General features: G+C 65.1%; 25 protein-coding genes. 11 read left to right on the forward strand and 14 right to left on the reverse strand.

Annotated elements, in window-relative coordinates:
* The first annotated feature begins 238 nt into the window (after window positions 1-238).
* The 3 genes from GLW01_RS04975 to rmf all read left to right on the forward strand — a co-directional run bounded on the left by GLW01_RS04975 (window position 239) and on the right by rmf (window position 4554).
* Window positions 239-2587, forward strand: a complete 2349-nt coding sequence (locus tag GLW01_RS04975; protein WP_160898340.1) for a Tex family protein — start codon at window positions 239-241, stop codon at window positions 2585-2587.
* Window positions 2588-2600: 13 nt separating this feature from the next.
* A complete protein-coding gene (gene gshA, locus GLW01_RS04980) occupies window positions 2601-4139 on the forward strand; it encodes a glutamate--cysteine ligase (RefSeq protein WP_160898341.1) in 1539 nt (512 codons plus the stop codon).
* 154 nt (window positions 4140-4293) lie between these two features.
* The gene (rmf, locus tag GLW01_RS15835) at window positions 4294-4554 is read left to right on the forward strand and encodes a ribosome modulation factor (protein WP_095616329.1); all 261 of its coding nucleotides are present in this window, start codon (window positions 4294-4296) and stop codon (window positions 4552-4554) included.
* Here rmf and GLW01_RS04985 read toward each other — a convergent pair.
* A complete protein-coding gene (locus GLW01_RS04985; RefSeq protein ID WP_158223030.1) occupies window positions 4449-4934 on the reverse strand; it encodes a flagellar basal body-associated FliL family protein in 486 nt (161 codons plus the stop codon). The genes rmf and GLW01_RS04985 overlap by 106 nt on opposite strands.
* A 100-nt stretch (window positions 4935-5034) precedes the next feature.
* Here GLW01_RS04985 and GLW01_RS04990 point away from each other — a divergent pair, with 100 nt between their 5' ends.
* Together GLW01_RS04990 and rsd are read left to right on the forward strand one after the other, a co-directional pair.
* On the forward strand, window positions 5035-5544 hold the full coding sequence (locus tag GLW01_RS04990; protein ID WP_160898342.1) for a disulfide bond formation protein B: 510 nt from the start codon (window positions 5035-5037) through the stop codon (window positions 5542-5544).
* A gap of 101 nt (window positions 5545-5645) precedes the next feature.
* Complete coding sequence (rsd, locus tag GLW01_RS04995; RefSeq protein ID WP_160898343.1) at window positions 5646-6119, forward strand: sigma D regulator; 474 nt, start codon at window positions 5646-5648, stop codon at window positions 6117-6119.
* A gap of 8 nt (window positions 6120-6127) precedes the next feature.
* Here rsd and GLW01_RS05000 read toward each other — a convergent pair whose 3' ends face one another.
* Both GLW01_RS05000 and GLW01_RS05005 read right to left on the reverse strand, forming a co-directional pair.
* Window positions 6128-6859: an FKBP-type peptidyl-prolyl cis-trans isomerase gene (locus GLW01_RS05000; protein WP_160898344.1), complete on the reverse strand. Its 732-nt coding sequence runs from the start codon at window positions 6857-6859 to the stop codon at window positions 6128-6130.
* Window positions 6856-7365, reverse strand: coding sequence for a TIGR02444 family protein (locus tag GLW01_RS05005; RefSeq protein ID WP_160898345.1), 510 nt, complete (start codon window positions 7363-7365; stop codon window positions 6856-6858). The genes GLW01_RS05000 and GLW01_RS05005 overlap by 4 nt, the downstream gene beginning before the upstream one ends.
* 25 nt (window positions 7366-7390) lie before the next feature.
* On the opposite strand from GLW01_RS05005, the gene GLW01_RS05010 reads away from it, so the two are divergent.
* Complete coding sequence (locus GLW01_RS05010; RefSeq protein WP_160898346.1) at window positions 7391-9328, forward strand: ATP-binding cassette domain-containing protein; 1938 nt, start codon at window positions 7391-7393, stop codon at window positions 9326-9328.
* Here GLW01_RS05010 and ppx read toward each other — a convergent pair.
* Window positions 9319-10833, reverse strand: a complete 1515-nt coding sequence (gene ppx / locus GLW01_RS05015) for an exopolyphosphatase (RefSeq protein WP_160898347.1) — start codon at window positions 10831-10833, stop codon at window positions 9319-9321. The two genes, GLW01_RS05010 and ppx, sit on opposite strands and share 10 nt — an antisense overlap.
* 184 nt (window positions 10834-11017) lie before the next feature.
* Here ppx and trxA point away from each other — a divergent pair, with 184 nt between their 5' ends.
* Complete coding sequence (trxA, locus tag GLW01_RS05020; protein ID WP_077530165.1) at window positions 11018-11344, forward strand: thioredoxin TrxA; 327 nt, start codon at window positions 11018-11020, stop codon at window positions 11342-11344.
* Between the two features lie 38 nt (window positions 11345-11382).
* The gene (locus tag GLW01_RS05025) at window positions 11383-11985 is read left to right on the forward strand and encodes an NTP transferase domain-containing protein (RefSeq protein ID WP_286173220.1); all 603 of its coding nucleotides are present in this window, start codon (window positions 11383-11385) and stop codon (window positions 11983-11985) included.
* Here GLW01_RS05025 and GLW01_RS05030 read toward each other — a convergent pair.
* Genes GLW01_RS05030 through moaB form a run of 4 tightly spaced genes read right to left on the reverse strand, consistent with a single transcriptional unit; the run spans window position 11971 to window position 14485 of the window.
* A complete protein-coding gene (locus GLW01_RS05030) occupies window positions 11971-12435 on the reverse strand; it encodes a molybdenum cofactor biosynthesis protein MoaE (protein WP_151440744.1) in 465 nt (154 codons plus the stop codon). The genes GLW01_RS05025 and GLW01_RS05030 overlap by 15 nt on opposite strands.
* Window position 12436: 1 nt before the next feature.
* On the reverse strand, window positions 12437-12697 hold the full coding sequence (gene moaD, locus GLW01_RS05035) for a molybdopterin converting factor subunit 1 (RefSeq protein ID WP_160898349.1): 261 nt from the start codon (window positions 12695-12697) through the stop codon (window positions 12437-12439).
* Window positions 12690-13910, reverse strand: coding sequence for a gephyrin-like molybdotransferase Glp (gene glp, locus GLW01_RS05040; protein ID WP_160898350.1), 1221 nt, complete (start codon window positions 13908-13910; stop codon window positions 12690-12692). Before glp ends, moaD begins: the two co-directional genes overlap by 8 nt.
* Complete coding sequence (moaB, locus tag GLW01_RS05045; protein ID WP_160898351.1) at window positions 13910-14485, reverse strand: molybdenum cofactor biosynthesis protein B; 576 nt, start codon at window positions 14483-14485, stop codon at window positions 13910-13912. Before moaB ends, glp begins: the two co-directional genes overlap by 1 nt.
* A 312-nt stretch (window positions 14486-14797) precedes the next feature.
* On the opposite strand from moaB, the gene rho reads away from it, so the two are divergent.
* From rho to GLW01_RS05060, 3 genes are read left to right on the forward strand one after another with little or no spacing between them, the layout of a single operon-like run.
* Window positions 14798-16060 (forward strand): transcription termination factor Rho, encoded by a 1263-nt coding sequence (gene rho / locus GLW01_RS05050; RefSeq protein ID WP_077530171.1) that lies wholly within the window; start codon window positions 14798-14800, stop codon window positions 16058-16060.
* A 16-nt stretch (window positions 16061-16076) separates the two neighbouring features.
* Window positions 16077-17543 (forward strand): 4-hydroxy-3-polyprenylbenzoate decarboxylase, encoded by a 1467-nt coding sequence (gene ubiD / locus GLW01_RS05055; RefSeq protein WP_160898352.1) that lies wholly within the window; start codon window positions 16077-16079, stop codon window positions 17541-17543.
* A gap of 33 nt (window positions 17544-17576) precedes the next feature.
* Window positions 17577-18308 (forward strand): NAD(P)H-flavin reductase, encoded by a 732-nt coding sequence (locus tag GLW01_RS05060; RefSeq protein ID WP_151440739.1) that lies wholly within the window; start codon window positions 17577-17579, stop codon window positions 18306-18308.
* Between the two features lie 4 nt (window positions 18309-18312).
* Here the strand turns inward: GLW01_RS05060 and GLW01_RS05065 are convergent, their stop codons facing one another.
* The 6 genes from GLW01_RS05065 to GLW01_RS05090 all read right to left on the reverse strand — a co-directional run bounded on the left by GLW01_RS05065 (window position 18313) and on the right by GLW01_RS05090 (window position 24245).
* On the reverse strand, window positions 18313-19575 hold the full coding sequence (locus GLW01_RS05065) for a heme biosynthesis HemY N-terminal domain-containing protein (RefSeq protein WP_151440738.1): 1263 nt from the start codon (window positions 19573-19575) through the stop codon (window positions 18313-18315).
* A complete protein-coding gene (locus GLW01_RS05070) occupies window positions 19572-20666 on the reverse strand; it encodes a uroporphyrinogen-III C-methyltransferase (protein ID WP_160898353.1) in 1095 nt (364 codons plus the stop codon). The genes GLW01_RS05065 and GLW01_RS05070 overlap by 4 nt, the downstream gene beginning before the upstream one ends.
* 9 nt (window positions 20667-20675) lie before the next feature.
* Window positions 20676-21470 (reverse strand): uroporphyrinogen-III synthase, encoded by a 795-nt coding sequence (locus GLW01_RS05075; protein ID WP_151440736.1) that lies wholly within the window; start codon window positions 21468-21470, stop codon window positions 20676-20678.
* Complete coding sequence (gene hemC / locus GLW01_RS05080; protein WP_160898354.1) at window positions 21451-22389, reverse strand: hydroxymethylbilane synthase; 939 nt, start codon at window positions 22387-22389, stop codon at window positions 21451-21453. The genes GLW01_RS05075 and hemC overlap by 20 nt, the downstream gene beginning before the upstream one ends.
* Window positions 22390-22473: 84 nt before the next feature.
* The gene (locus GLW01_RS05085; protein ID WP_160898355.1) at window positions 22474-23199 is read right to left on the reverse strand and encodes a LytR/AlgR family response regulator transcription factor; all 726 of its coding nucleotides are present in this window, start codon (window positions 23197-23199) and stop codon (window positions 22474-22476) included.
* Complete coding sequence (locus GLW01_RS05090) at window positions 23196-24245, reverse strand: sensor histidine kinase (RefSeq protein ID WP_160898356.1); 1050 nt, start codon at window positions 24243-24245, stop codon at window positions 23196-23198. The genes GLW01_RS05085 and GLW01_RS05090 overlap by 4 nt, the downstream gene beginning before the upstream one ends.
* Between the last annotated feature and the right edge of the window lie 68 nt (window positions 24246-24313).

Below are 24313 nucleotides of genomic sequence, written 5' to 3' on the forward strand. Positions count from 1 at the left end.
TGATCCAGCTCTGAATGTCTGTCATTGGGTTCCATCAAAACTTTCTAATGGAAGTAAACCGTTGCCCTGCGGGCTTCCCGCGAGCGTCTGGCGACGAGTCTATGGAGAGGGTATGACACTTTCGTGACATTGAGGAAAGGAATTGCTCCGTTCCGGAAGGGATTTGTGGGACCTGTACCTGAGTGCCCGCATCGCTATAATGGCCACCGGACTTCAAACCCACCGGATACGGTTCCCCATGAGCTCAATCAATCAGGCCATTGCCAATGAACTGGGCATCAGCCAGCGCCAGGTGGATGCCACCGTGGCCCTGCTGGACGAGGGCGCGACGGTTCCCTTCATCGCCCGTTACCGCAAGGAAATCACCGGTTCGCTGGATGACAGCCAGCTGCGCCAGCTCGATGAGCGGTTGCGTTACCGCCGGGAGATGGAGGACAGGCGCGCCACCATCATTGAGACCATCCGGGAGCAGGGCCAGCTGACCGACGAACTGCTGGCCAGCCTCAATACGGCGGACACCAAGGGCCGGCTGGAGGATCTCTACCTGCCCTACAAGCCCAAGCGCCGAACCAAGGGCCAGATCGCCCGGGAGGCGGGGCTGGAACCGCTGGCGGATGCGCTTTTTGATGACCCGGGTCAGGATCCGGAAGTGCTGGCCGGCGACTACCTCAACACTGAGGCGGGTATTGAGGATGCGAAGGCGGCGCTGGATGGCGCCCGTTACATCCTGATGGAGCGTTTTGCCGAGGACGCGGACCTGCTGGCGCGCCTGCGTGACTTCCTGTGGCAGGACGGCCAGCTGCGGGTGCAGGTGGTCAGTGGCAAGGAAGAGGAAGGCGCGCGCTTCCGGGATTACTTCGATCACCGGGAACCGCTGAAGAAAGTGCCCTCACACCGCGCCCTGGCCATCTTCCGGGGCCGCAACGAGGGCGTTCTGCAGTACAGCATCGAGGTGGGCGACCCGGAGGCGGACAGCCGCGCGCCGCATCCGGCCGAGGGCATGATCGCCTCCCACTGGGGCATCCGCAATGAAGGCCGTCCTGCCGACCGCTGGCTGGGCGAGGTGGTGCGCTGGACCTGGCGGGTCAAGCTCAGCACCCACCTGGAAACCGACCTCATGGGCAGCCTGCGTGAGCGGGCGGAATCCGAGGCCATCCAGGTGTTCGCCAGCAACCTCAAGGACCTGCTCATGGCCGCGCCCGCCGGCAAGACGGCGACCATCGGCCTGGACCCGGGGCTGCGTACCGGGGTGAAGGTGGCGATCGTGGACGGCACCGGCCGATTTCTCGATCAGGGGAGCATTCACCCGCACGCGCCCCGGAACCAGTGGGACCAGTCCATCGAGCAGCTCGCCGGCTGGTGCCGCCAGCACGGTGTGGGGCTGATCGCCATCGGAAACGGCACCGCTTCACGGGAGACGGACCGGCTGGTCGGGGATCTCATCAAACGCTATCCGGAGCTGGGCGTGACACGGGTCATGGTCAACGAAGCCGGCGCCTCGGTCTACTCGGCATCCGAGTACGCCTCCCGGGAGCTGCCGGATCTGGACGTGACCATCCGGGGCGCGGTCTCCATTGCCCGGCGCCTGCAGGATCCTCTTGCAGAGCTGGTCAAGATTGAGCCCAAGTCCATTGGCGTGGGCCAGTACCAGCACGATGTCTCCCAGGTACAGCTGGCGCGCACCCTGGACGCGGTGATCGAGGACTGTGTGAACGCCGTGGGTGTGGACCTCAACACCGCGTCCGTGCCGCTGCTGACCCGGGTGGCGGGGCTGAACACGGGCATTGCGGAGAATATCATCCGCCACCGCGAACAGAAGGGCATGTTCCGCAGCCGCCGGGAACTGATGGAGGTCAGCCGGCTGGGGGAAAAGACCTTCGAACAGGCTGCCGGTTTCCTGCGCATCATGGATGGAGAGAACCCTCTGGACGCCTCGGCAGTGCACCCGGAGGCCTACGGCTTCGTTGAGGCCCTGGCGAAGAAGGAGGGCCGTTCCCTGGGCGCGATTATCGGTGATCACGCATTCACCCGCAGTCAGGACCCTGCCAGACTCGCGGATGAGCGCTTTGGTGAGCCCACGGTCCGCGACATCCTGAATGAGCTGGAAAAGCCCGGCCGGGATCCGCGCCCGGAGTTCGAATACGCGCAGTTCCGCGAGGGCGTGGAGACGCTGGCGGACCTGGAGCCCGGCATGAAGCTGGAAGGCAACGTGACCAATGTGACCCACTTCGGGGCCTTCGTGGACATCGGCGTCCACCAGGACGGGCTGGTGCACATCTCCGCGCTGTCCAATGAGTTCGTTAAGGACCCGCGGGATGTGGTCCGTGCCGGGGACGTGGTGACCGTGAAAGTGCTGTCCGTGGACCAGGAGCGCAAGCGCATTGAGCTGACCATGCGCATGGGTGATGAGCCCGGGCAGGCCACCCAGGGCAGCGCCAAGCCGAAAAATGCCGGCAAGGGTGAACCCGCCGGGAAAGGGCCGCGTAACAGCTCCGGCGGTCGCGGGTCGAAACCGAAGAAGCCGGAAGCCGGTGGCGCCATGGCGGATGCCTTTGCCCGCGCCCGCCAGTCCGACAAACAGCATTAACCGGGAGTATTGCATGGGGGAACGCCGTTTCAGGGCCCTGGAGTCGATTGCCGGCGGTGACTGGCCGGGATTCCGCAAGGGGCTGGAGAAGGAGGGGCTGCGGGTGGATCCGGAGGGGGCCATCGCGCGGACACCGCATCCGGAAGCTCTGGGTTCCGCTCTCACCAATCCGGCGATCACCACGGACTATTCCGAGTCCCTGCTGGAGCTGGTCACGCCTGTCTGTGAGTCCACCGCTGAACTGATGGCGGCCATCGAGGGCATCCATGCCTATGTTCACCGCCATCTGGGAGAAGAAGCCCTCTGGCCCCTGAGCATGCCCTGCCGGCTGGATGGCGAGCAGAGCATCCCCATCGCGCACTACGGCACCTCCAACATCGGCATGCTCAAGACCGTCTATCGCCGTGGTCTGGCCTGGCGCTACGGGCGCATCATGCAGAGCATTGCCGGTACCCACTACAACTTCTCGCTGCCCGACACCTTCTGGCGGCAGTGGCAGCAGCAGCTGGGCGATCCGGGCCCGCTGGCGGACTTCCGTACCCAGCAGTACTTCTGGCTGATCCGCAATTTCCGCCGCCAGAGCTGGCTGCTGATGTACCTGTTCGGCGCCTCGCCGGCGCTGGACACCAGTTTCATGAACGGCAGCCGTTCCGGCCTGGCGCCACTCGGTGACCGCACCCTCTTCCAGCAGGGTGCGACTTCCCTGCGCATGAGCGATCTGGGCTACAACAACCAGGCCCAATCCTCGCTGGACATCTGTTTCAACCGGCTGGAGACCTACACCGATACCCTGGAAAACGCCATCCACACGACCTGGCCTCCGTATCAGGAGATCGGCCTGTTCCGGGATGGCGAACGCATCCAGATCAATGACAGTGTGCTGCAGATCGAGAACGAGTACTACAGCGCCATCCGTCCCAAGCGTACCACCGAATCCGGCGAGAAACCGCTGCATGCCCTTCAGGAGCGGGGCGTGGAATACGTGGAGGTGCGCTGCCTCGACCTCGATCCGTTCTCGGCGGTGGGGGTTAACGAGGACCAGCTGGACTTCATGGACCTGTTCCTTCTGCATTGCCTGGTCAGCGACAGCCCGCTGATCGACGACAATGAATGTGAAAGCCTGGACAACGCCTTCCAGGACGTGGTCCGTCACGGGCGTGATCCGGATGCCCGGTTCTGTTTCGGTGCTGGTGCGGAACCGCTGGCGCAGGCAGGGCACCGGATTCTGGATCAGATGGGGGAGCTGGCGGCGGTGCTGCCGGGGGCTGAGCGCTACCAGGCGGTTCTGGCCACCATGCGGGCCCGGCTGGACGACCCCGCCCAGACACCCTCGGGCCGTCTGCTCAGTGAGCTGGGTGAGGGCCGGGAGCTGGTGGACTGGGGGCTGGCAAAGGCCTCCGCGCAGCAGGCGCAGGTCCGCGCTCAGGCTACGGATGACTGGGATGCACACCTGGCCGAACAGGCCCGCCAGTCACTGGCGGATCAGAAAGCGGTGGAGGACGCCGAGAGCGAGGACTTCGAGACCTTTCTGGCCCGCTATCTGGCGGAATGAGGGCTGCCCTGTGAACGCTGTCCGCCCTGAGGGTGGCAGTGGCGCACAGTTCCTGAATGTTCAGTTGTTGGACACTGATCCGGCTGTTACCGTCTGTTGCAGAAGGTAACGGAACGTTATCGGTGGCCGAAACCGCATCCGGAGGAACAGGGTCATGGCCAGGAGTGGGGAGCTGGGCTGGGACCTGGAATCGCTGAACAAGGCCTATGACCATGGCTATATGGCGGCGTCCGTTCACATGGAGCCGTCACGCTGCCCCTACTGGACGGATGTGATCCGCGCCGCGTGGGAGGCGGGCTGGGAGGATGGTCACCTGGCCTGCACGATGAAACCGGGCAACAGCACTTCCCGTACCGGGCCGGAGGGCAATGGCTCATCCTCACTGGACCCGTTATTTTCTTCACTATCGGCCTGAGCCTCTTCAGGTTTCTGCTTCAGGGCCGGGATCTCACTGACAAGCCGTTCGTTTACCGCGTTGCGGATATCCGAGCGCAGCGTGTCCTGGCCCTCCGCACTGCGCAGCTCATCCACCGACCGGTCACTTATCAGCATCACCACCTCATGGCGTAGCCAGGGCGTGTGCGCTTCAGCCTTTTTACGCGCCTGTGCCTCATGGAAACGCAGCGTCACTTTTGCCTTGGCGTAACTGCCCGCCTGATCCGGGTCCCCGATGTTGACTACGAAGGCGGGCGACAGTTCCAGGTAGGTGGATGGTGGGCCGTCATCGCCTCCGCCACCCGCGGCGAGTGCGAGGGGTGCGGTGAGAGCCAGCAGTAACAGGGTGAATTGACGCATGAAGGATGCTGTCCGTGATTGTGGGTGATAACTTACACCCCATTGTAGGCGGCCGGGTGCGGTTGTGCATCCGGCCCGAAGGAACGTCACAGGAGTAGGCATGCGATTCAACCGGATTGTTTTCACCCTGATTGCACTGGCCTGTGTGGCGGTGCTGGGGGTGGCGCTTTACATGGAGCACATGATGGGCCTGGAACCCTGCCCGCTGTGCATGCTCCAGCGCATGGCCTTTGTGGGGGTAGGGGTGGTGGCGCTGCTGGCGGCCCTGATTGGCCCCTCCGGCCCGGGGGTGCGCCTGGGTGGCGGTCTGATGATGATCCCGGCGCTGGCCGGCCTGGGCCTGGCCGGGCGCCAGCTCTGGCTCCAGAACCTGCCCGCCGACCAGGTGCCGCCCTGTGGCCCGGGCTATGACTACCTGCGTGAGACCTTCCCGCTCACGGAGGTGGTCTGGATGGCACTGGAGGGCGACGGCAGCTGTGCGGAGATCCAGTGGCAGTTCCTGGGGCTGAGCATTCCCGGCTGGAGTTTTGTGCTTTTCGCGCTTGCCGCGCTGGCGGGAGTCGGCCTGCTGGTGGTTGGCAAAGGGCGGCGGCACGGGTTGCTGGACTGACGATGTTCCGGTAATTTGAAAGCGCACATGGTGTTGAAGAACAACATTAAGGGAACCTGACAGGGTTCCGGAAACACCTGATCCTTTGATGGGAGGGGACTATGCTGGAAGACTGCCGGAATGCCCGGGAGCGGTGGGGCGGTGTCACTGAGCTGGTTGACCGCTGGCTGCAGGCTCGCCAGCAGCTGATCGTCCAGTATTGTGGGCTCAGCAACAACCCGGATTTCAGCCGGACCGAGCCGCTTCATGAACAGCTGTCATCGCTGTGTGAACAGCTTCTGGATTATGTGTCCGCTGGTCATTTCGAGGTCTACGAGCAGCTCATGAATGAGGCCCGGGAATTCGATGACGGCGGTATCGAGGTGGCCAACCGGGTCTATCCGAAGATCAGCAAAACCACCCAGGAGATGCTGGCCTTCAACGATCTGCTTGAGGTGAGCGAGAAAAGCGAGGAGGACATGCGCGCCATGTATGCCCGTGTCTCACGCCTCGGTGAGATCATGGAGGAGCGCTTCGAGCTGGAGGATCTGCTGATCGAGAACCTCCATAACGCGCATGCCGATCAGGTGGCCTGACCTGGCCCCTACTGGACCTCGATCAGCTCCACGTCAAAGATCAGTGCCTGGTTGGGGCCGATCGAGGGCGGGCCATTCTCGCCATAGGCCAGTTGCGGTGGAATGTAGAACCGATAGCGGTCGCCCTCGTTCATCAGCTGGAGCCCTTCCGTCCAGCCCGGGATGACCTGCTGCAGGCCGAAAGTGGCGGGCTCGCCGCGTTCCCGGGAGCTGTCGAAGACGGTGCCGTCGATCAGTTCGCCGGTATAGTGGACCGTGACACGATCGTCCTCGGCCGGTGACTCACCATCCCCTTCCTCGATCACTTCGTACTGGAGCCCCGAGTCGGTGGTCTTCACACCATCCCGCTGGCGGTTCTTCTCCAGAAACGCTCTGGAGGCGGCCAGGTTCTCCTCGGCATCGCCGCCGCTGCTCTTGCTCTGCTGGCCGGAGGTGTTGCCGGTGGCTTCATCCTGCAGGCGCTTCTGGTAGTTGCTGACGGCCTTCTGGATCTGCTCGTCGGAGAGCCGGGGCTCGTTGCCTTCCATACTGTCACGGACACCGGCCATGAAGGCATCGCTGTTGAGGTCCTGCATATCCTGCTGGATGCGGTCGGCAAAAAGCTTGCCCATGGCATAACCGAGCCGCTGGTCCTCGGACTCCAGGCTTACATCGGATTCGGCACTGCAGCCGACCGCCAGCATCAGGCAGGCGCCGGCGATGGTGCTGCGTTGCAGCGCGAGGGAAGTGCGTCGCGTCATGATGGTTCTCCATTGGCTTCCTTGATCTCCCCCCACAGTTCAACCAGCGATGCGGCAGTGGCCGGGTCGAGCCCCGGGAGGAGGCTGCCCAGATTATGGCGGGCCAGGGCCGTGCGCGAAAGGCCCGACTGCGTGACGGATCCGTCATCCACGAGGCGCTGCCACCACCAGGCCAGCTCCACCTGTTCGGCCTTCAGCTCCGCCTGCTTGACGGTGTCGCGCAGTGGGGCCGTGGTGTCATTGCCCCTGGGCAGATTCATCCGCAGGGCGCGCAGGTCGGCGGTGACATCGGTGCGCCACTGGTGGATGCCCTCGGGCTCGGTTTGCGGGGCTTGGCGATCGCGGGCGGCACAGAACAGCGCCACCAGGAGCGGGGTCACCGCCAGACCCTGGTTCTGGGCCTCAAGGCACTGGTATGCGAATCCGTCGTGACGCCATAGGGTCAGCACGTACTGCCAGAGTGGATTGTCCAGTGACAGATTGTCGGGGGGCTCCTGCCGTGGCATGGGGTCTTTCCTGTAGAATGCCGCCATGATCGCATTCAATAACCTGACACTTCAGCGCGGCGGCCAGTGGCTGCTTGAGGACTGCTCCGCCACCATTCAGCCCGGGCAGCGGGTTGCCCTCATTGGTGGCAATGGTGCCGGCAAGTCCAGTCTCTTTCAAATGATCCTGGGGGAACTGGCACCGGAAAACGGCGAGATCCAGGTCCCCGGCGGCTGCCGCATCGCCCACATGGCCCAGGAGGTGGGTGGCAGCCAGCGCACGGCACGGGACTTTGTGCTGGATGGCCACGCCGAGCTGCGGCAGCTTGAGGAACGTCTGGCCCGGGCCGAGGCCAGTGGCGACGAAAACGAGATGGTCCGTGTCCATGGTGAACTGGACAATCTCAAGGCCTGGGACGCCCCGCGCCAGGCGGAGGCTCTGCTGCGGGGGCTGGCCTTTACGGATGATGACATGGACCGCCCGGTGGACAGCTTCTCCGGCGGCTGGCGCATCCGGCTGAACCTGGCCCAGGCACTGATGGTGCCTTCGGATCTGCTGTTGCTGGACGAGCCCACCAACCACCTGGACATCGAGGCCTGCTACTGGCTGGAAGGCTGGCTCAAGCAGTACCAGGGCACGCTGCTGTTCATCTCCCACGACCGCGATTTCATGGACCGGGTGGCAACCCATGTCATCCACTTTGAACACCGCAAGCTGTTCTATTACGTGGGCAACTACCACGCCTTTGAACGCCAGCGGGCGGAACGGCTGGCACGCCAGCAGGCGGAGTATGAAAAGCAGCAGAAGCGGGTTGCCGAAATCCAGTCCTTTATCGACCGCTTCCGGGCCCAGGCCAGCAAGGCGAAGCAGGCCCAGAGCCGCATCAAGGCGCTGGAACGCATGGAAACCATCGCACCGGCGCACGTGGATTCCCAGTTCGAATTCCGCTTCCCGGAGGCGGACAAGGTCTCCAATCCACTGCTGACCGTGCGGGGCGGTGCCGTGGGCTATGACGGCGCGCCGCTGCTCAGTGGCATTCACCTGCACCTGCTGCCGGGCAGCCGTATCGGTCTTCTCGGGGTCAATGGCGCGGGCAAGTCCACGCTGATCAGCATGCTGCGCGGGGCCACACCGCTGCTCAGTGGCGAACGTGTTACCGGGGAACATTTCCGGCCGGGTTATTTTGCCCAGCATCAGCTGGATGAACTGGATCTGGACGCCAGCCCATTCCAGCACCTGCAGCGGCTGACGCCCGAGGCGTCGGATCAGTCCATCCGCAAATTCCTGGGCGGCTTTGGTTTCCGCGGGGATGATGCCCTGGCGAGCATCCGCAACTGCTCCGGGGGTGAGAAGGCCCGTCTGGCACTGGCCATCATCGCCTGGCAGAAGCCCAATGTGCTCTTCCTGGACGAGCCCACCAACCACCTGGACCTGGAGATGCGCCAGGCCCTGACCATGGCGCTGCAGTCGTTCAGCGGTGCCATGGTGCTGGTCTCCCACGATCGCCACCTGCTGCGCAACACGGTGGACACCTTCTGGCGCGTGGCGGACGGTACCGTCACCGAGTTCGACGGCGACCTGGACGAGTACGAACGCTGGCTTGCCGAAGGCGGTGAACGGGCTTCCGGCGGGGACGGAAAGTCTTCAGGTGCCCGGGATGCCGCTCCTCAGCCGGCAGCCAAAGAAAGCGCAGCCGAGCGCCAGGCGCGCAGGAAAGCCGCCGCCGAGCAGCGCCAGAAAATGGCGCCGCTGAAAAAGGAGGTCGAGCGCTGTGAGAAGGAGCTGGAACGCCTTGCGAAGGAGAAATCCGAGGTGGAAGAGGCGCTCGGCGATACCGGCCTGTATGAGGCCGAGCGCAAGGACGAACTGAAGCAGCTCCTGGACCGCCAGGCGGAGCTGGCACGCCGTGAATCCGAGGCCGAGGCGGCCTGGGTGGAGGCCAGCGAGTCCCTGGAGTCACTGGAGGCGGACGCCTACTCCTGAATCACCAGGTCGACATCGGCCTGTTTGACCCGCTCCCGCTCGCTCATCAGGTCGGCCCGTGTCAGCGGGTGCGCCTCCAGCCAGTCGGCCGGCAGTGAAAGGGTGATCCGTGCCCCTTTGGCGCTGAGGCTGAATGGTGGCGGCGCGGCGCCGGCACGCCCGTGCTGGAAGAGCACCGCCAGCCGCAGCATCACCGCAAGCCGTTTGATCGGCTGGATCTCGTCCGGGTAGAGGTGTTCGAACAGCGCGTTGTTGAACTTGCGCCTGTGGGTGCGCACCAGGGTTGCCAGCGCCCGCTGGTCGTCCTGCGAGAAACCCGGCAGGTCCGAGTGGGTCATCAGATAGGCGCCATGCTTGTGGTACTGGGTATGGCTGATGGCCAGCCCGATCTCATGCACCCGGCAGGCCCAGCACAGCAGGTTACGGTAGTCGCTGTTCCCGAGTCCCCAGTCCGGGCCGACCTGCTCCAGCGCCCGCGTGGCAGTGGCCTCCACCGCCGCCGCATGATCAAGGTCCACGGAATAGCGCCCCTGAAGAGCCTGGATGGTGCGTTCGCGCACATCCTCATGGTTGTCCCGGCCCAGCAGATCGTAGAGAACCCCTTCACGCAGGGCGCCGTCGGCGAAATTCATGGACTCGATGCCCAGCGATTCAAAGGCGGCATAGAGTATGGCGAAACCGGCCGGGAAAATGCTGCGCCTGTCCTCGCGTACCCCGAGCGAATCCAGCTTTTCCGTGCGGCCAATGTCGATCAGGCGCTTGCGCAGTGACTTCATGGCCTCCCAGGTAACCCCCTCGCGGCTGAGGTTCAGCTCGTTGACCACCCCGATGATGGCCTTGATGGAGCCGGAGGACCCCACGCAGTTGTGCCAGCCGCGCTGGCGGAAACGCTGCTGGATGTTGAGCAGCTCCTGGCGTGCGTGGGTGATGGCTCTGTCCATGCGCTTGCGCGAGATCTTGCCGTCCGGGAAGTAGTCGTTGCGGAAGGACACACAGCCCATGTGCAGGCTTTCCGTCTCGCGCGCCTCGAAGCGTTCGCCGATGATGAACTCGGTGCTGCCGCCGCCGATGTCGATGACCAGCCGGGGGCCGGCGTCATCCGCGAGGGTGTGGGAGACCCCCAGGTAGATGAGGCGGGCTTCCTCGCGCCCGGCTACGATCTCCACCGGGCAGCCCAGGGTCTCCTCGGCCGACTGGATGAAGTGATCGGCGTTACGGGCGGCACGCAGGGCGTTGGTGCCCACCACCCGGACCGATTCCGCGTTCATGCTGCGGATGCGCTGGGCGAAGCGCTGCAGGCAGGCCAGGCCGCGTTCCCTGGCCTCGGCGGAGAGGTAGTTGTCACGGTCCAGCCCGGCACCGAGCTGGACCTTCTCGCCCATTTTCTCAATGGTGCGGATCTCGCCGTGCACCGCCTGGGCCACGACCATGTGGAAGCTGTTGGAGCCAAGGTCCACGGCGGCCAGCAGCCGGGGGGCGTCCTGGGAACTGTGCGGGGAAGTCACCTGTCTTGAAATCCTGCTGAAAGCCCATATATTCTGAACAGCGCCGTGTTCAGGGCTGGTATCTGATCCGGATACTAACCCGCGGAGCGGCCCATGTAACAGAGGGGATCCTCGCGTGTCCCGGTGACAGCCGGTTACGGCGGGCAAATTCCCATTCATACAGCAGCAATTTGGAAGTAGGGCGATGAGCGACAACATTGTGAGCGTGACCGACGGCACCTTCGAAGACGAAGTTCTCAAGTCGGACGTACCGGTTCTTGTGGACTACTGGGCGGAATGGTGCGGGCCCTGCAAGATGATCCATCCGGTTCTCGAAGAGATTGCGGACGAGTACGAGGGCAAGCTCAAGATCGCCAAGCTCAACATCGACGAGAACCAGCAGACGCCGCCGCGCTTCAACATCCGGGGGATCCCGACCCTGATGCTGTTCAAGAACGGCGATGTGGACGCCACCAAGGTGGGTGCACTGTCCAAGTCCCAGCTGACGGCGTTCCTCGACAGCAACCTGTAACGTTTTCGCCCCGGTCTGCCGGGGCGCTGTGATGCACTATGGTGGTTGGTGGACTGATTCTCGCCGGAGGGCGCGGTGAACGGATGGGCGGAGAAGACAAGGGGCTTCTGCGCCTGGACGGGCGCTCCTATGCGGCTCACCTGGCCGACGTTCTGTGTCCGGTGACCTCCGCGGTGGCCATCAGTGCCAACCGCAATGCGGATGCCCACGGGCAGTGGGCGGATATCGTTCTGTCGGATAACGCCTTTGCCGAAGCCGGCCCCTTGGCGGGGCTGGTGGAAGGTCTTCGATGGGCCCGTATGCGTGGATTTCAGGGGCTGGTGGTGACGCCCTGTGATACGCCACGGCTCCCGCCCATATGGGCGGTTCAGATCCTGGAGGCGGCGCGACGGCGCCCCGCCATTCCCTGTCTCTCGGACACCGGTGAGCGGCGACACCCGCTGCACGGCTACTACCCGGTAGCGCTGCTGGGCCGGGTTGAGCGCTATCTCAGTCGTGGCGAACGCCGGGCACTGGAACTGGCGGAACAGCTGGGCGCCGAATGGATGGATTGCAGCGCCATGGTGGAAGGGTTCCTGAACGTGAACGAGCCCGGGGACCAGGCGCGGCTCAGCAGCGAGGCGCGCTCAGAGACCGTCTGAATCCGCCCAGCGCCGGGCCGCCTCGCGGTCACTGGCCTTCTGCTCCACCCAGTCGCTGTTACCCGCCGCGGTGATTTCCTTTTTCCAGAAAGGAGCGCGGGTTTTCAGGTAGTCCATGATGAACTGGCAGGCCTCAAAGGCATCCTGTCGGTGGCGGCTGCTCACCCCCACGAAGACAATCCGCTCTCCGGCCCGGATCTCGCCCACACGGTGCACGATCTCCGTGCGGTGAATGGTCCAGCGTCGGTCGGCCTCGTCCACCACGGCCTGGATGGCGGTTTCGGTCATGCCGGGGTAGTGCTCCAGGAATAGACTCTGGACGCCGCTCTGGTCACCAAGGTCGCGGGCAAGGCCAGTGAAGCTGCAGACCGCGCCGATCGCAGGGGCATCGTCTTCCAGCGCGGCCAGGACGGGCTCGATCGCCAGCGCTTCGCTCTGGATGCGGATCATTTCAGCCTCCGGTGACCGGTGGGAAGAAGGCCACTTCGTCCCCCGGATTCACCGGCGTTTCCTCCCGGGCCATGGCCTGGTTCACGGCCATGAGCACACAGTCGTCGTCCAGCAGTTCGGCCCACTCTTCGCCGCGCTTTTGAAGCTGCTCACGGATATCACGGACACAGGTGATGCCGTCGGCGGGCAGCTGTTCCTCGCTGATCCCCAGGCGTTCGCGCAGACTGGCAAAGAAACGGATTGCAATACTGGATTCAGCCATGGAGAAGCTCCGAAAACGGCAGGAAGGAGACTGGATCACCGACTTCCAGGGTCTGGTGCTCCGGAATGATGGCCAGCCCGTGCGACCAGCAGGCACTGCTGAGGACGCCCGAACTCTGGGTCGGCGCTGATTCAAGCCAGGTGCGGCCCTCGATGGAGCGACAGCGCACCCGCTGGAACTCGCGTCGGCTCTGGGGGCGTTCCACCGCGAATCCTGCGGGCATGGTGCAGGGTCGGGGCATGAGCTCGCCGTCCTCTCCCTGGCAGGCGCGCAGGAAGGGGCGGCCCAGCACCAGGAAGGTCACCAGGACCGCCGCCGGATTGCCGGGCAACCCGAGGACGGGGGTTTCGTTGATATGGCCGAACGCCAGAGGTTTTCCGGGTTTGATGGCCATGCGCCACAGGTCCAGCTCGCCCAGCGCCCGGATGGCATCACGGATGTGATCCTCCTCCCCCACGGAAACGCCGCCGGTGGTGATGATGGCGTCCGCCTGCTCCGCGGCCTGGGCCAGTGTGTCCTGTGTGGCCTCCAGAGTATCCGCCATGGTGTGGAACGGGACGGGCTCCCAGCCGGCGGCGCGCACCAGGGCGGTCAGCATGGGTTGGTTGGAATTGTGGATCTGCCCCGGCGCCAGGGGCTGGCCGGGCGGGATCAGTTCGTCGCCGCTGCTGATGATGGCCACGCGCAGGGGGCGGAAGGTGGTGATCTCCGGAAGTCCGGCGGAGGCGAGCAGCCCCAGATGCCAGGGATCCAGGCGGGTTCCGGCGTTGATCAGGGTCTCGCCGGTATCAATGTCCTGCCCGGCAGGGCGGATGTTCTGGCCGGTGCCGGGAGACTGGAGAAGCCGGACCCGGTCGCCTTCGGTCTCGGTGTTCTCCTGCATGACGACGGTATCCGCCCCCTCGGGAATGGCGGCGCCGGTGAAGATGCGGGCGGCCGTGCCGGCCTCCAGGGGGTGGGGGGGCTGCCCGGCGGGCACGCGCTGGGAAACGGGCAGTGTGCCCGCTTCGGCATCCGCCGCGCGCAGGGCATAGCCGTCCACGGCGCTGTTGTCCGCTGGCGGAACCTGTACCGCTGAAACCGGGCTCTCGGCGAGGATCCGCTGGAGGGCGTCATTCAGGGGTGTGGTCTCGGTACCGGGCAGGACCCGGGCGGCCTTCATCAGTTGTGTCCGGGCCTCATCCACGCTGATCAGTGTGTCCGTGCCCGCCATCAGTTGGCTCCCCGGGCGGCATCAAGGGGAATTTCCCGGTCCAGTCCGCTGAGGTCCCGCTCGGGTTTGCGCTGGACCAGGGCGGAAAAGTTGCAGGGCCGGTGGCGGCTGTCGAGCTGGTCACGCACGATGCCCTCCCAGGCGGTGCGGCAGGCGCCGGTGGAGCCCGGCATGCAGAAGACCACCGTATGGTTCGCCAGCCCGGCCAGGGCCCGGGACTGGATGGTGCTGTTGCCGATTTCCTGGGCGGAGAGACGGCGGAATTCCTCACCGAAACCCTCGATGGTCTTTTCGAACAGCGGGCCCAGCGATTCCGGCGTGCTGTCACGCTCCTGCAGGCCGGTGCCGCCAGTGATCAGCACGCTCTGGATCTGCGGATCCGCGATCCAGCGGCTGACCAGAGCCCGCATAAGGCAGGTGTCGTCCTGCAGCAGGCGCCGCGCCACGATGTTGTGACCCGCCTCAAGGGCGGCATCCACCAGGAACTGGCCGGAGCTGTCCTCGCTCGGCCCCCGGCTGTCAGAGATGGTCAGGATGGCAAGGTTGAGGGGCGCGAAGTCACTGGCTGATGCCATCGGATCGGGTCTCCTGTGAGGGTTCCTTGATGCTGCCATGATAAGCGCAGCCGGGGGCTGCACCAATGCCTCCAGTGGGGTAAACGCGGGGGTTTTGCACTGCCGTTGAAAATGGTGTATTTTGACAACTCCTGATTAAGGCAGGCGGGTCGGTGCCCCACCCATCCGCCAATCCCGGAATCTCCGTTCTGACCCTGGTTTCACTGAATCGCCCCGATCGGCAGAACCCGGGCAATCCGGAACTTCGCTTCCCCAGCAGTCTGATAACAACCAACTTTATCCTATCCATCCAGACGTAATCCCAGACAATCTATGAATCTGACCGAACTCAAGAAAAAACCCGTTCCCGAACTCATTGAGGTTGCCCAGGAGATGGGCCTCGAAAACATGGCCCGTTCGCGAAAGCAGGATGTGATCTTCGCGATTCTCAAGAAACACGCCAAAAGCGGTGAGGACATCCACGGCGATGGCGTGCTTGAGATCCTCCAGGACGGGTTCGGGTTTCTGCGGTCCGCCGATTCCTCCTACCTGGCGGGCCCGGACGACATCTATGTCTCGCCCAGCCAGATCCGGCGGTTCAACCTGCGCACCGGGGACTCGATTTCCGGCAAGATCCGGCCTCCGAAAGACGGCGAGCGGTATTTCGCGCTGCTCAAGGTCAACGACATCAACTTCGGGAAGGCCGACAACACCCGCCACAAGATCCTGTTCGAGAACCTGACGCCGCTCTTCCCGGAGGAACGGCTGCGGCTGGAAGCCGGCAACGGTTCCACCGAGGACCTGTCGGCGCGGATCCTGGATCTTGTCTCCCCCATCGGCAAAGGCCAGCGTGGCCTGATCGTTTCTCCGCCCAAGGCGGGTAAGACGCTGCTGATGCAGACCATGGCCCAGTCCATTGTGCGCAACTCCCCTGACTGCCACCTGATGGTGCTGCTCATCGATGAGCGCCCGGAGGAGGTCACGGAGATGCAGCGCACGGTGCGCGGCGAGGTTGTGGCCTCCACCTTCGATGAGCCGCCGGCACGCCACGTGCAGGTGGCCGAGATGGTGATCGAAAAGGCCAAGCGCCTGGTTGAGCACAAGAAGGACGTGGTGATCCTGCTGGACTCCATCACCCGTCTCGCCCGGGCCTACAACACCGTGATCCCGTCCTCTGGCAAGGTGCTGACCGGTGGTGTCGACGCCCACGCCCTGGAAAAGCCCAAGCGTTTCTTCGGCGCTGCGCGGAATGTGGAAGAGGGTGGCAGTCTGACCATCATGGCCACGGCCCTGGTGGACACCGGCTCCAAGATGGACGAGGTGATCTACGAGGAGTTCAAGGGCACCGGCAATATGGAGGTGCACCTGGACCGCCGGATCGCCGAGCGCCGCACCTATCCGGCCATCAACGTCCGCCGTTCGGGTACGCGCCGCGAGGATCTGCTGGTCAGCGAGGACGAGCTGCAGCGGGTCTGGATCCTGCGCAAGCTCCTGCACTCGATGGATGACGACGTGGCCGCCGTGGAGTTCCTGATCGACAAGCTGCGGGACACGAAGACCAACGAGGAATTCTTCCAGGCGATGAAGAAACGATAACCCCGCAGGAGCCTTCATGCAGTACCGGGATCTGCGCGATTTCATTGATCAGCTTGAACAGCAGGGCGAACTCAAGCGCATCACCACCGAGGTTGATCCACGGCTGGAGATGACCGAGATCGCCGACCGGACCCTGAAGAAGGAGGGACCGGCGCTGCTGTTCGAGAACCCGACGGGGTACAGCATGCCGGTTCTGGCGAACCTGTTTGGCACGCCCAAGCGCGTGGCCATGGGCATGGGGCGTGACAGCGTCGAGAGCCTGCGCGAGATCGGTGAGCTGCTGGCGTTCCTCAAGGAGCCGGAACCGCCCAAGGGCTTCCGTGATGCCTTCGACAAGATGCCCATCTTCCGCCAGGTCATGAAGATGGGGCCCAAGATCAAGCGGTCCGCGCCCTGCCAGGAAGTGGTGCTGGAAGGGGATGACGTGGACCTCTACCAGTTGCCGGTGCAGACCTGCTGGCCGGAAGATGCGGGGCCGCTCATCACCTGGCCGCTGGTGGTCACACGCGGGCCCGAGAAGGAACGCCAGAACATGGGCATCTACCGCCAGCAGCGGATCGGGCGCAATCGCCTGATCATGCGCTGGCTGGCCCATCGCGGTGGAGCGCAGGATTTCCAGCAGTGGCAACAGCAGCATCCGGGCGAGCCCTTCCCGGTGGCGGTGGCGCTGGGGGCTGACCCGGCCACCATCCTGGGGGCGGTGACACCAGTGCCGGATACCCTTTCCGAGTACGCGTTCTCCGGCCTGCTGCGTGGCTCGCGCACCGAACTGGTCAATGCCGGGGTAGGTGACCTGCAGGTGCCGGCCAGCGCGGAGATCATCCTGGAAGGCTACATCTACCCGGATGACACGGCGCCAGAGGGGCCTTTCGGGGACCATACCGGTTACTACAACGAGGTGGAGACCTTCCCGGTCTTTACGGTTGAACGCATCACCCACCGGAAAAATCCCATCTACCACAGCACCTACACAGGGCGCCCCCCGGACGAACCCGCGGTTCTGGGCGTGGCCCTGAATGAAGTGTTCGTACCCATCCTGCGCAAGCAGTTTCCGGAGATCGTGGACTTCTACCTGCCTCCGGAGGGCTGCTCCTATCGCATGGCCGTTGTGACCATGAAGAAGCAGTACCCCGGCCATGCCAAACGCGTGATGATGGGTGTATGGTCCTTCCTGCGCCAGTTCATGTACACCAAGTTCGTGATCGTCACCGATGATGACATCAATGCCCGCGACTGGCAGGACGTGATCTGGGCGATCACCACCCGCATGGACCCGACCCGCGATACCACCCTGGTGGACAACTCGCCCATTGATTACCTGGATTTCGCATCGCCGGTAGCAGGGCTGGGTTCCAAGATGGGGCTAGATGCCACCACCAAGTGGCCTGGTGAGACTGACCGGGAGTGGGGGCGCCCGATTACCATGAGCGACGAGGTCAAACGCCGGGTGGACGAACTCTGGCCCCAGCTCGGCCTCGACTGAACTCCGGCCGCCTGCGCCGCGTACGAGGATACTATGGACGCCAACGCGCAACAGCCGAAGACAGACCTGTTCCATCTCAGCGAGATCGGGCAGGTCGGTAACGACATCTATCAGGTACGGTTCGAGTGGCCCCAGGGCCGCCCCGTGCCCTTCAGTGCCGGGCAGTACCTGGCCATCCATCTGCCCGGGCGGGATCCGGCCTGGTTTTCCATCGCCAGTGCCCCCGGGGCCGAGCAGCTGACCCTTCACATCCAGGCGCCGCCGGAGTGGGCCAGTGCCCATGAAGTCATGGAATACCTGCGTCACGAGGGCTGCGCCCGGATCTCCATGCCCTATGGTGAGGCCTGCCTGAAGGAACCCCCCGGGGCGCCGCTGCTGCTGGTTGTGGCCGGGACAGGGTTTGCCCAGGCCAAGAGCATTGTGGACTACCTGCGCTTCAGCCGCATGGAGCAGCCGGTCACCCTTTACTGGGGGGCACGCGACGCCGGGGACATGTATCTGCGCGGGACCGCTGAACGCTGGGAGGAGGCCTGGCCGGACTTTCATTTCCGGCCGGTGGTGTGCGAGGCGGATGCGGCCTCGGACTGTCATCATGAACGCCTGGCCGAGGCCATCCTGGCGGATGGCCATGACCTGGGTCAGGTGAAGGTCATTGCCAGCGGTTCACCCGCAATGGTTTACAGTGTTCTGGATGGCCTCACGCCTGCCGGTTTCGACCCGGCCCGCTTCCACTCGGACGTGCTGCAGTACGCCCCGCGCGGCTGAGGCCTCAGCGCGCCGGGGTACCGCTGCGGCGCCGGGGCTCCGGCATGGGCAGCCTGGGCAGACCATGGTGCTCGAGAACTCCCTGGCGAAGCAGGCGGACGCTGTCCTCGTAGCGGCCCAGGTGGGCGTAGAGCCGGCACAGTTCCGCGGCCGTCTCCTGGCTGTGGCGTACTCCGAGACTGGTTTCCAGGTATTCCCTGGCCTTGCCCCAGAGCCGGTTACGCAGGCTGATGCGCCCCAGGGCCAGCAGCAGTTCCGGGTTGTTGGGGCGCTCCTTGAGCCAGCCCTCAGCCGCCAATAACTGCTCATCCTCCCTGGGGCCCTGAATGCGGCCGTAGAGGTTGATCAGCAGGTCACTCCAGCTGTGGCGCAGGACCTTGCGCAGCAGGCTTTCGGCGCGGGATTCCGCGCCCAGGCGGGCCAGGTGGTTGGCGTAGTGATGCACCACGGACTCGTCATTGCGCCGGGGCGGGGGAAGCTGATCCCAGACCCGGTCCAGATGGTCCAGGTTGCGCTGTTCCGGGGGCTGGCGTTCCAGCCGCTCGGCGGCCTGGTCGAGCACGTTGAGCCAGACTTCCTGCTCCAGAACGGTCAGGCTGCTTTCATCCAGCGCGGCGTGGCGGCGCAGTTCCGGCAGCAGTTCACTGAGTGCCTGCCAGTCCTCGAGGTTGCGGTAGACATTCGCGAGCTGGCGCATCACGTGCGGGTGATTGGGGGAGTTGCGGCGCAGGCGCAGCAGTGTTGCCAGGGCCTGTTCGTTGCGTCCGGCGTTGAGCTGCAGCCGGGCCTGGGTCAGGCCGACCGCCAGATCCGAGCCGGCGGTGCTTTCCCAGGCGAGGCGCAGGAAGCGGTCGGCCTCCTCCTGGTCACCCTGCTGGTGCGCGGCTTCCGCGGCTGACAGGTAATTGATGAGCGGTGTTTCCGCGTTGCCGGCACCCTGTTCAAGCAGTTTGCGTGCCCGGCCCCAGTTGCCCTCGGCCAGCTCCAGCAGCCCCTGTGTGGTCCGGCGCCGGGCGCGGCGGCGCCCGCTGTTGCGCCACCACTGGCCCATGGCACCGGGGCTCAGGCGCAGCCCGCGCACAAGGCCCAGCAGCCAGTGCAGGATCAGGGCGGCCAGCACCACCAGTGACATCCCCACCCAGAAGTTGGTCTCAATCAGCCAGGTTCCGATGCTGATGCGTATGTAGCCGGGGTCCTCCGACATGCCAAGGCTGAGTAGCGTGCCTGCCAGCACGGCGACGCACAGAACAATGAGCAGGGCCCTCATTGGCTGGTCTCCCCATTGTCATCATCCGACTGGGGCGGACCGGATTCGTCGGCACGGGCCCGCAGTCGGGCCTTGAGCAGTTCCAGGGATTCACTGATGTCCGGCGCTTCGGCCTGGAGGCGTTCATCCCGGAGGTCGCTGATCAGCTCGCGCAGTGCCGAGGCCGTCTGGTTGCTGCTGTCATACCAGCGCTCCAGCCAGTCCCCGGCACGCCCGAGGGAGCGCCGGTAGACAGCGTTGTCGCCGCGCAGCAGGGCGGCGGCGGCCTGTTCGAACATCAGCTGGAGATGGAGCTGGGCCTGGGTTTCCTGCTCGGGGGTCAGCAGGGCCTGGGTGGGCCCCTCCACCCGGCGGATACGGACCATGCGGTCGAGAACGTCCAGCAGCTGCTGCCACAGGCCGGCATCCGTCTGCTGACTGCTGTTGCTGTTGGCGCCGGGCAGTGTGTCGGCCGGGTCCAGGGACTGGGTACGGCCCAGCTCCGGGATCATCCCAATGGCGGCCTCGAGCTGCAGATGGATGCCGGTCCGGTCCACCGGGTCAATGGTGCGCAGCGCCAGGATCTCCTCGGCAAGGGCTTCGCGGATGGGGTGGACGCCGGCGGCGTCGATGCCCGCCAGCAGTTCATCGGTGCGTTCCAGAAGGCGCAGCGCTCCCTGGTGGTCGTTTTCCAGTTCCAGCCGCTGGTTGGCGAGGCGCAGCAGGTACTCCGCTTCGGCGAGCAGCCAGTCGGTCCGGGTGCGCTGACCCAGTCCGAGCAGGGAGCGGGCATTGTGGGCGATCTGGCGCGACTGGGTGTCCAGTGCGCTGGTCTGTTCGTCGAGTTTCCCTTCAATGCGGTTGAGGCGCTGTTCACGGGCCTCGCTGCTTGAGCGCTGACTCTGGCGCAGATCCGAGGCCATGCTGCTGAGGGTGTCGAGACGGTTGCTGAGCTGCTGCTGGCTGCGGTGCTGTTCCCACAGCATGGCGCCGGCGCCAAGCAGGCCCGCGGCCAGAAGGAGGATGATCAGCCACAGTGGCCAGAGCCGCGCGGGGCTGGGCTGGAGGCTGGCTGTGGTGGTCGCCGGAAGCTGTTTGCTGTTGTTGTTCACGAGTGTCCGTTACTCCGCGTTTGAGGGGGACGCCCCGCAGGCGTCGATCAGCCCGTCCGGGCTCATGGCCGGGGCCACCCGGACGTCGCGAAAGCCGGCGTCACGGGCCTGCTGGGCCACCCGTTCCACCGGTACCACGAGGCAGCGTTCCCGCAGCTTCGAGTCTGCATTCTGACCCACCTCGAGCAGGCGCTTCAATGTTTCCCCGGAAAGTGCGAGCACGGTGTCCGGGTCAAAGGTGGTGAGGTGTTCCCGGAGCGTGGCCTCGGGCCAGTCGATGGGGGTGCGCTCGTACAGTGGGAGGACCTCAACACGGGCGCCGCGATCCGTCAGGGTATCGCGTAACAGTTCCCGCCCCCGGTCGCCACGGGCGATCAGGACTTTTTCGCCGGCCACCGTCTCCGGCTGGAATGAGGGGCAGTTGAGCAGGGCCTCGGAATCATGGCCGCTGAGCGGCGCCTGGCCAGGGAGGCCGGCATCGCGGAACACCCGGGCGGTGCCTTCGCCGGGCCCCCACCACTCCAGGCCCACGGGCCACTGCGGCCACCAGTCATCCGCCTGCTCCAGAAGCAGACGTGCGGCATTGGGGCTGACCGCGATGATCTTCCGGAAGTTGTCCAGTTCCTGGATCAGGCTGCGTTCACGGCCATCCAGTGTGCGGGGCTGGATGGCGATCAGCGGCAGCGCACGGCTGCAGGCACCGGCCTGCTCGAGCGCCTGGCGCGTTTCCTCCGCCCTGGGTTCGGGGCGGGACACCAGGATCCGGCGTCCGGCCAGTGGCGGGTTATTCGGGCTCGTAGCCATAGACCTCGGCCAGGATGGCGCCGGCGCCCTTTTCAAGAAGCTGTTCGGCCAGGCGACGACCAAGGGCTTCGCCTTCGCTGCGATGGGCGCGCCCCTCAACATGGTGAACCCGGCTGCCGTCCGGTGAGGCCACCAGGCCACGCAGGTGGAGCTCATCCCCTTCCAGTTCGGCATAGGCGCCGATGGGGACCTGGCAGCCGCCTTCCAGGCGTGTGTTCAGGGCCCGCTCCGCCAGTACCCGGTCCCGGGATTCGGCATGGATCAGCGGTTCCAGCATGGCGACAAGCTCGGTGTCGTCCGTTCGGCATTCAATGCCCAACGCTCCCTGGCCGACTGCCGGCAGGCTGATCTCCGGCGGGATCTCGTAGCGGATGCGCTCGTCGAAACCGAGCCGGCGCAGGCCGGAGGTGGCGAGCACGATGGCGTCGTACTGGCCGTCATCGAGCTTGGCCAGGCGCGTGTTGACGTTGCCGCGCAGGGTCTCGATCCGGCAGTCGGGCCGATGCGCGGCGAGCTGCGCCTGGCGGCGCAGGCTGGAGGTGCCGATAACGGCGCCTTCGGGCAGGGCGTCCACATCCGCATGGTGGTTGCTCACGAAAGCGTCCGTGGGAGCGCCACGTTCACAGATGGCCATGAGCCCCAGGCCCTCGGGGAAGACCATCGGAACGTCCTTCATGGAGTGAACGGCGATGTCCGCACGCCCATCCAGCATGGCTTCTTCAAGTTCCTTCACGAACAGGGCCTTGCCACCGATCTTGGCCAGCGGCACGTCCAGGATCTTGTCGCCACGGGTCTTGATGCCCACCAGCTCGACGCTGAGCCCTGGATGGGCCTGTTCCAGTCGGCTCTTGATGTGTTCGGCCTGCCACAGGGCAAGCTGGCTCCGGCGGGTGGCGATGCGCAGGGTGTCTCGGGCCATGGAGCGGCGGTTCCTCAGTGAGTGGATGGGTTCTGGGGTTCCCTAGGGTAGCGTTTCAGGGGGCTGTTGTCGCCCATTGCCGCCTCAGCCCTGGAGGTGGTCGCGCACGGTGGTGGCATGGCGCCGGCTGACGCGCAGGCGGGTGCCCGCCGGATCCGAAAGCAGGACCTGGTGACCGGATTGGGTCCGGGTGAGTGCCTCCAGGTAGCGGCGATTGACCAGGGTGTGGCGGTGGATGCGCAGCAGGTGTGCGCCGTGGGCCTGCTCCAGTTCGCGCAGGCTGTAATCGCACAGGGTTTCGCCGCGGTCATGGACCAGGGTCACGTACTTGTTGTCGGCGCTGGCGTAGTAGAGCCGGTCGAGCTCAACGCGCTCCACGCCAGCCTGGTTGCGGACCACGATGGCGGGGTTGTCCTCTGGCGCAAATTGCCGGCTCTGTGGGCGATTGACGCGGCCGGCGCGGCTCAGCGCGCTGGCCAGGGCCTCCCGGCGCACGGGTTTGACCAGGTAGTCCGTGGCGTCCACCCGGAAGGCGCTCAGGGCGTAGTCGTCATAGGCGGTGCAGAAGATCACCGCCGGTGGTGTGGCCTGGGCGGTCAGCTCCCGGGCTGCGTCCATTCCGTCCATGCCCGGCATCCGCACGTCCATGAGCACGATGTCGGGCCGGTGTTCCGCTGCTTTTTCCAGGGCTTCGGTGCCGTTGCCGGCCTCGGCGCAGACCCGGCAGCCCTCGATGGCTTCCAGCAGCCGTCGCAGCCGGTCCCGGGCGGGTGCCTCGTCGTCCACGATCAGGACCCGGTGTTCCGTCATGCCTCGTTCTCCCTGTTTCCCGGCAGTCTCAGCGTTACGGTGAAGTGGTCATTCCCCTGGCTGGCCTTGAGAGCCGCGGTGTCTCCGTAGACCGCCTGCAGCCGGGCCCGGATGTTCTCCAGGGCCATGCGTTGGCCCTGGTGGCGGCCTGCCTGGTCGCTGGCCAGAGGATTGTGGATCAGTATATAGAGCCAGCGCCGGGTCCGTTCGGACTCCACCCGGATGGTGCCGCCCCCGGTCAGGGGCTGGATGCCGTGATAGACCGCGTTCTCCATCAGGGGCTGCAGGATCAGCGGTGGTACCGGCAGTTCGCTGGCGCTGCCGTCCAGGTGCCAGTCCACGTCCAGGCGCGGGCCCAGGCGCAGCTTTTCGATGGCGAGGTAGCGTTCGCACAGGCGCAGCTCCTCGGACAGAGGAATGAGGCGGGTCCCGGCGGTATTCAGACTGACCCGGAAGAGGTCGCAGAGATCCAGCACCACCTCCTCGGCGCGTTCCGGATCGGAGGCGATCAGGCTGGCAATGGTATTCATGCTGTTGAACAGGAAATGGGGCTGGATGCGCGCCTGGAGCGCGGCGATGCGGGCCTCAACTTCCGCTTCCTCCTGGCGGCGGCGCTGGTACTGCAGGTGGAAGTAGCGCAGCGCCATCAGGGTGATCAGCGCTGCCATGAGCAGGTTGCGCAGCAGGGTGAACGGGGCGTCCAACGGCGAGAGCGCGGGGTTGAGAAGCCATTGGCCGAACAGTGTGAAGGCGGCAGTGTCCACCAGTACCAGCAGGGTGATGGCAACAGTGGCAAGCGGCACTCCCAGGGATTCGAGTTGGCTCCTGAACGTGCAGATGAGGCCGGCGGCGGTCAGGGTGACCCACTGGGCCAGCAGCGAGGCCAGGCCCAGGTAGTGCCAGTCCAGCAGGCCACTGGAAGGCCGGGCCAGTGCGAACAGCAGCACCACCAGCTCGGTGGTGAGCACCAGCAGGAACACGGCCCGGACCTGGCAGAGATCCGGGATGAAGCCGCCGTCGTTTTGTGGCTCCTGGCTCTGGTTCATGGTGACATAGGGCGCCGGATTGGAAGGCTGTTATACTGCGCGGCCTGCGGGTGCATTTGATTCCATGA

Source organism: Vreelandella halophila (assembly GCF_009856365.1).
Taxonomy (GTDB): Bacteria; Pseudomonadota; Gammaproteobacteria; order Pseudomonadales; family Oleiphilaceae; genus Halospina; species Halospina utahensis_B.

Excerpts from the sequence above, each read along its gene's own strand:
- trxA (WP_077530165.1), top strand. The coding sequence starts at position 11,018 with ATGAGCGACAACATTGTGAGCGTGACCGACGGCACCTTCGAAGACGAA.
- GLW01_RS05085 (WP_160898355.1), bottom strand. The coding sequence starts at position 23,199 with ATGACGGAACACCGGGTCCTGATCGTGGACGACGAGGCACCCGCCCGG.
- rsd (WP_160898343.1), top strand. The coding sequence starts at position 5,646 with ATGCTGGAAGACTGCCGGAATGCCCGGGAGCGGTGGGGCGGTGTCACT.
- moaD (WP_160898349.1), bottom strand. The coding sequence starts at position 12,697 with ATGGCTGAATCCAGTATTGCAATCCGTTTCTTTGCCAGTCTGCGCGAA.
- ubiD (WP_160898352.1), top strand. The coding sequence starts at position 16,077 with ATGCAGTACCGGGATCTGCGCGATTTCATTGATCAGCTTGAACAGCAG.
- rho (WP_077530171.1), top strand. The coding sequence starts at position 14,798 with ATGAATCTGACCGAACTCAAGAAAAAACCCGTTCCCGAACTCATTGAG.
- GLW01_RS04975 (WP_160898340.1), top strand. The coding sequence starts at position 239 with ATGAGCTCAATCAATCAGGCCATTGCCAATGAACTGGGCATCAGCCAG.
- rmf (WP_095616329.1), top strand. The coding sequence starts at position 4,294 with ATGGCCAGGAGTGGGGAGCTGGGCTGGGACCTGGAATCGCTGAACAAG.
- GLW01_RS05090 (WP_160898356.1), bottom strand. The coding sequence starts at position 24,245 with ATGAACCAGAGCCAGGAGCCACAAAACGACGGCGGCTTCATCCCGGAT.
- GLW01_RS05060 (WP_151440739.1), top strand. The coding sequence starts at position 17,577 with ATGGACGCCAACGCGCAACAGCCGAAGACAGACCTGTTCCATCTCAGC.
- glp (WP_160898350.1), bottom strand. The coding sequence starts at position 13,910 with ATGGCGGGCACGGACACACTGATCAGCGTGGATGAGGCCCGGACACAA.
- GLW01_RS05025 (WP_286173220.1), top strand. The coding sequence starts at position 11,383 with ATGGTGGTTGGTGGACTGATTCTCGCCGGAGGGCGCGGTGAACGGATG.
- GLW01_RS05075 (WP_151440736.1), bottom strand. The coding sequence starts at position 21,470 with ATGGCTACGAGCCCGAATAACCCGCCACTGGCCGGACGCCGGATCCTG.
- GLW01_RS05030 (WP_151440744.1), bottom strand. The coding sequence starts at position 12,435 with ATGATCCGCATCCAGAGCGAAGCGCTGGCGATCGAGCCCGTCCTGGCC.
- GLW01_RS05010 (WP_160898346.1), top strand. The coding sequence starts at position 7,391 with ATGATCGCATTCAATAACCTGACACTTCAGCGCGGCGGCCAGTGGCTG.
- GLW01_RS05000 (WP_160898344.1), bottom strand. The coding sequence starts at position 6,859 with ATGACGCGACGCACTTCCCTCGCGCTGCAACGCAGCACCATCGCCGGC.
- gshA (WP_160898341.1), top strand. The coding sequence starts at position 2,601 with ATGGGGGAACGCCGTTTCAGGGCCCTGGAGTCGATTGCCGGCGGTGAC.
- GLW01_RS05005 (WP_160898345.1), bottom strand. The coding sequence starts at position 7,365 with ATGCCACGGCAGGAGCCCCCCGACAATCTGTCACTGGACAATCCACTC.
- GLW01_RS04990 (WP_160898342.1), top strand. The coding sequence starts at position 5,035 with ATGCGATTCAACCGGATTGTTTTCACCCTGATTGCACTGGCCTGTGTG.
- GLW01_RS05065 (WP_151440738.1), bottom strand. The coding sequence starts at position 19,575 with ATGAGGGCCCTGCTCATTGTTCTGTGCGTCGCCGTGCTGGCAGGCACG.
- GLW01_RS04985 (WP_158223030.1), bottom strand. The coding sequence starts at position 4,934 with ATGCGTCAATTCACCCTGTTACTGCTGGCTCTCACCGCACCCCTCGCA.
- hemC (WP_160898354.1), bottom strand. The coding sequence starts at position 22,389 with ATGGCCCGAGACACCCTGCGCATCGCCACCCGCCGGAGCCAGCTTGCC.
- moaB (WP_160898351.1), bottom strand. The coding sequence starts at position 14,485 with ATGGCATCAGCCAGTGACTTCGCGCCCCTCAACCTTGCCATCCTGACC.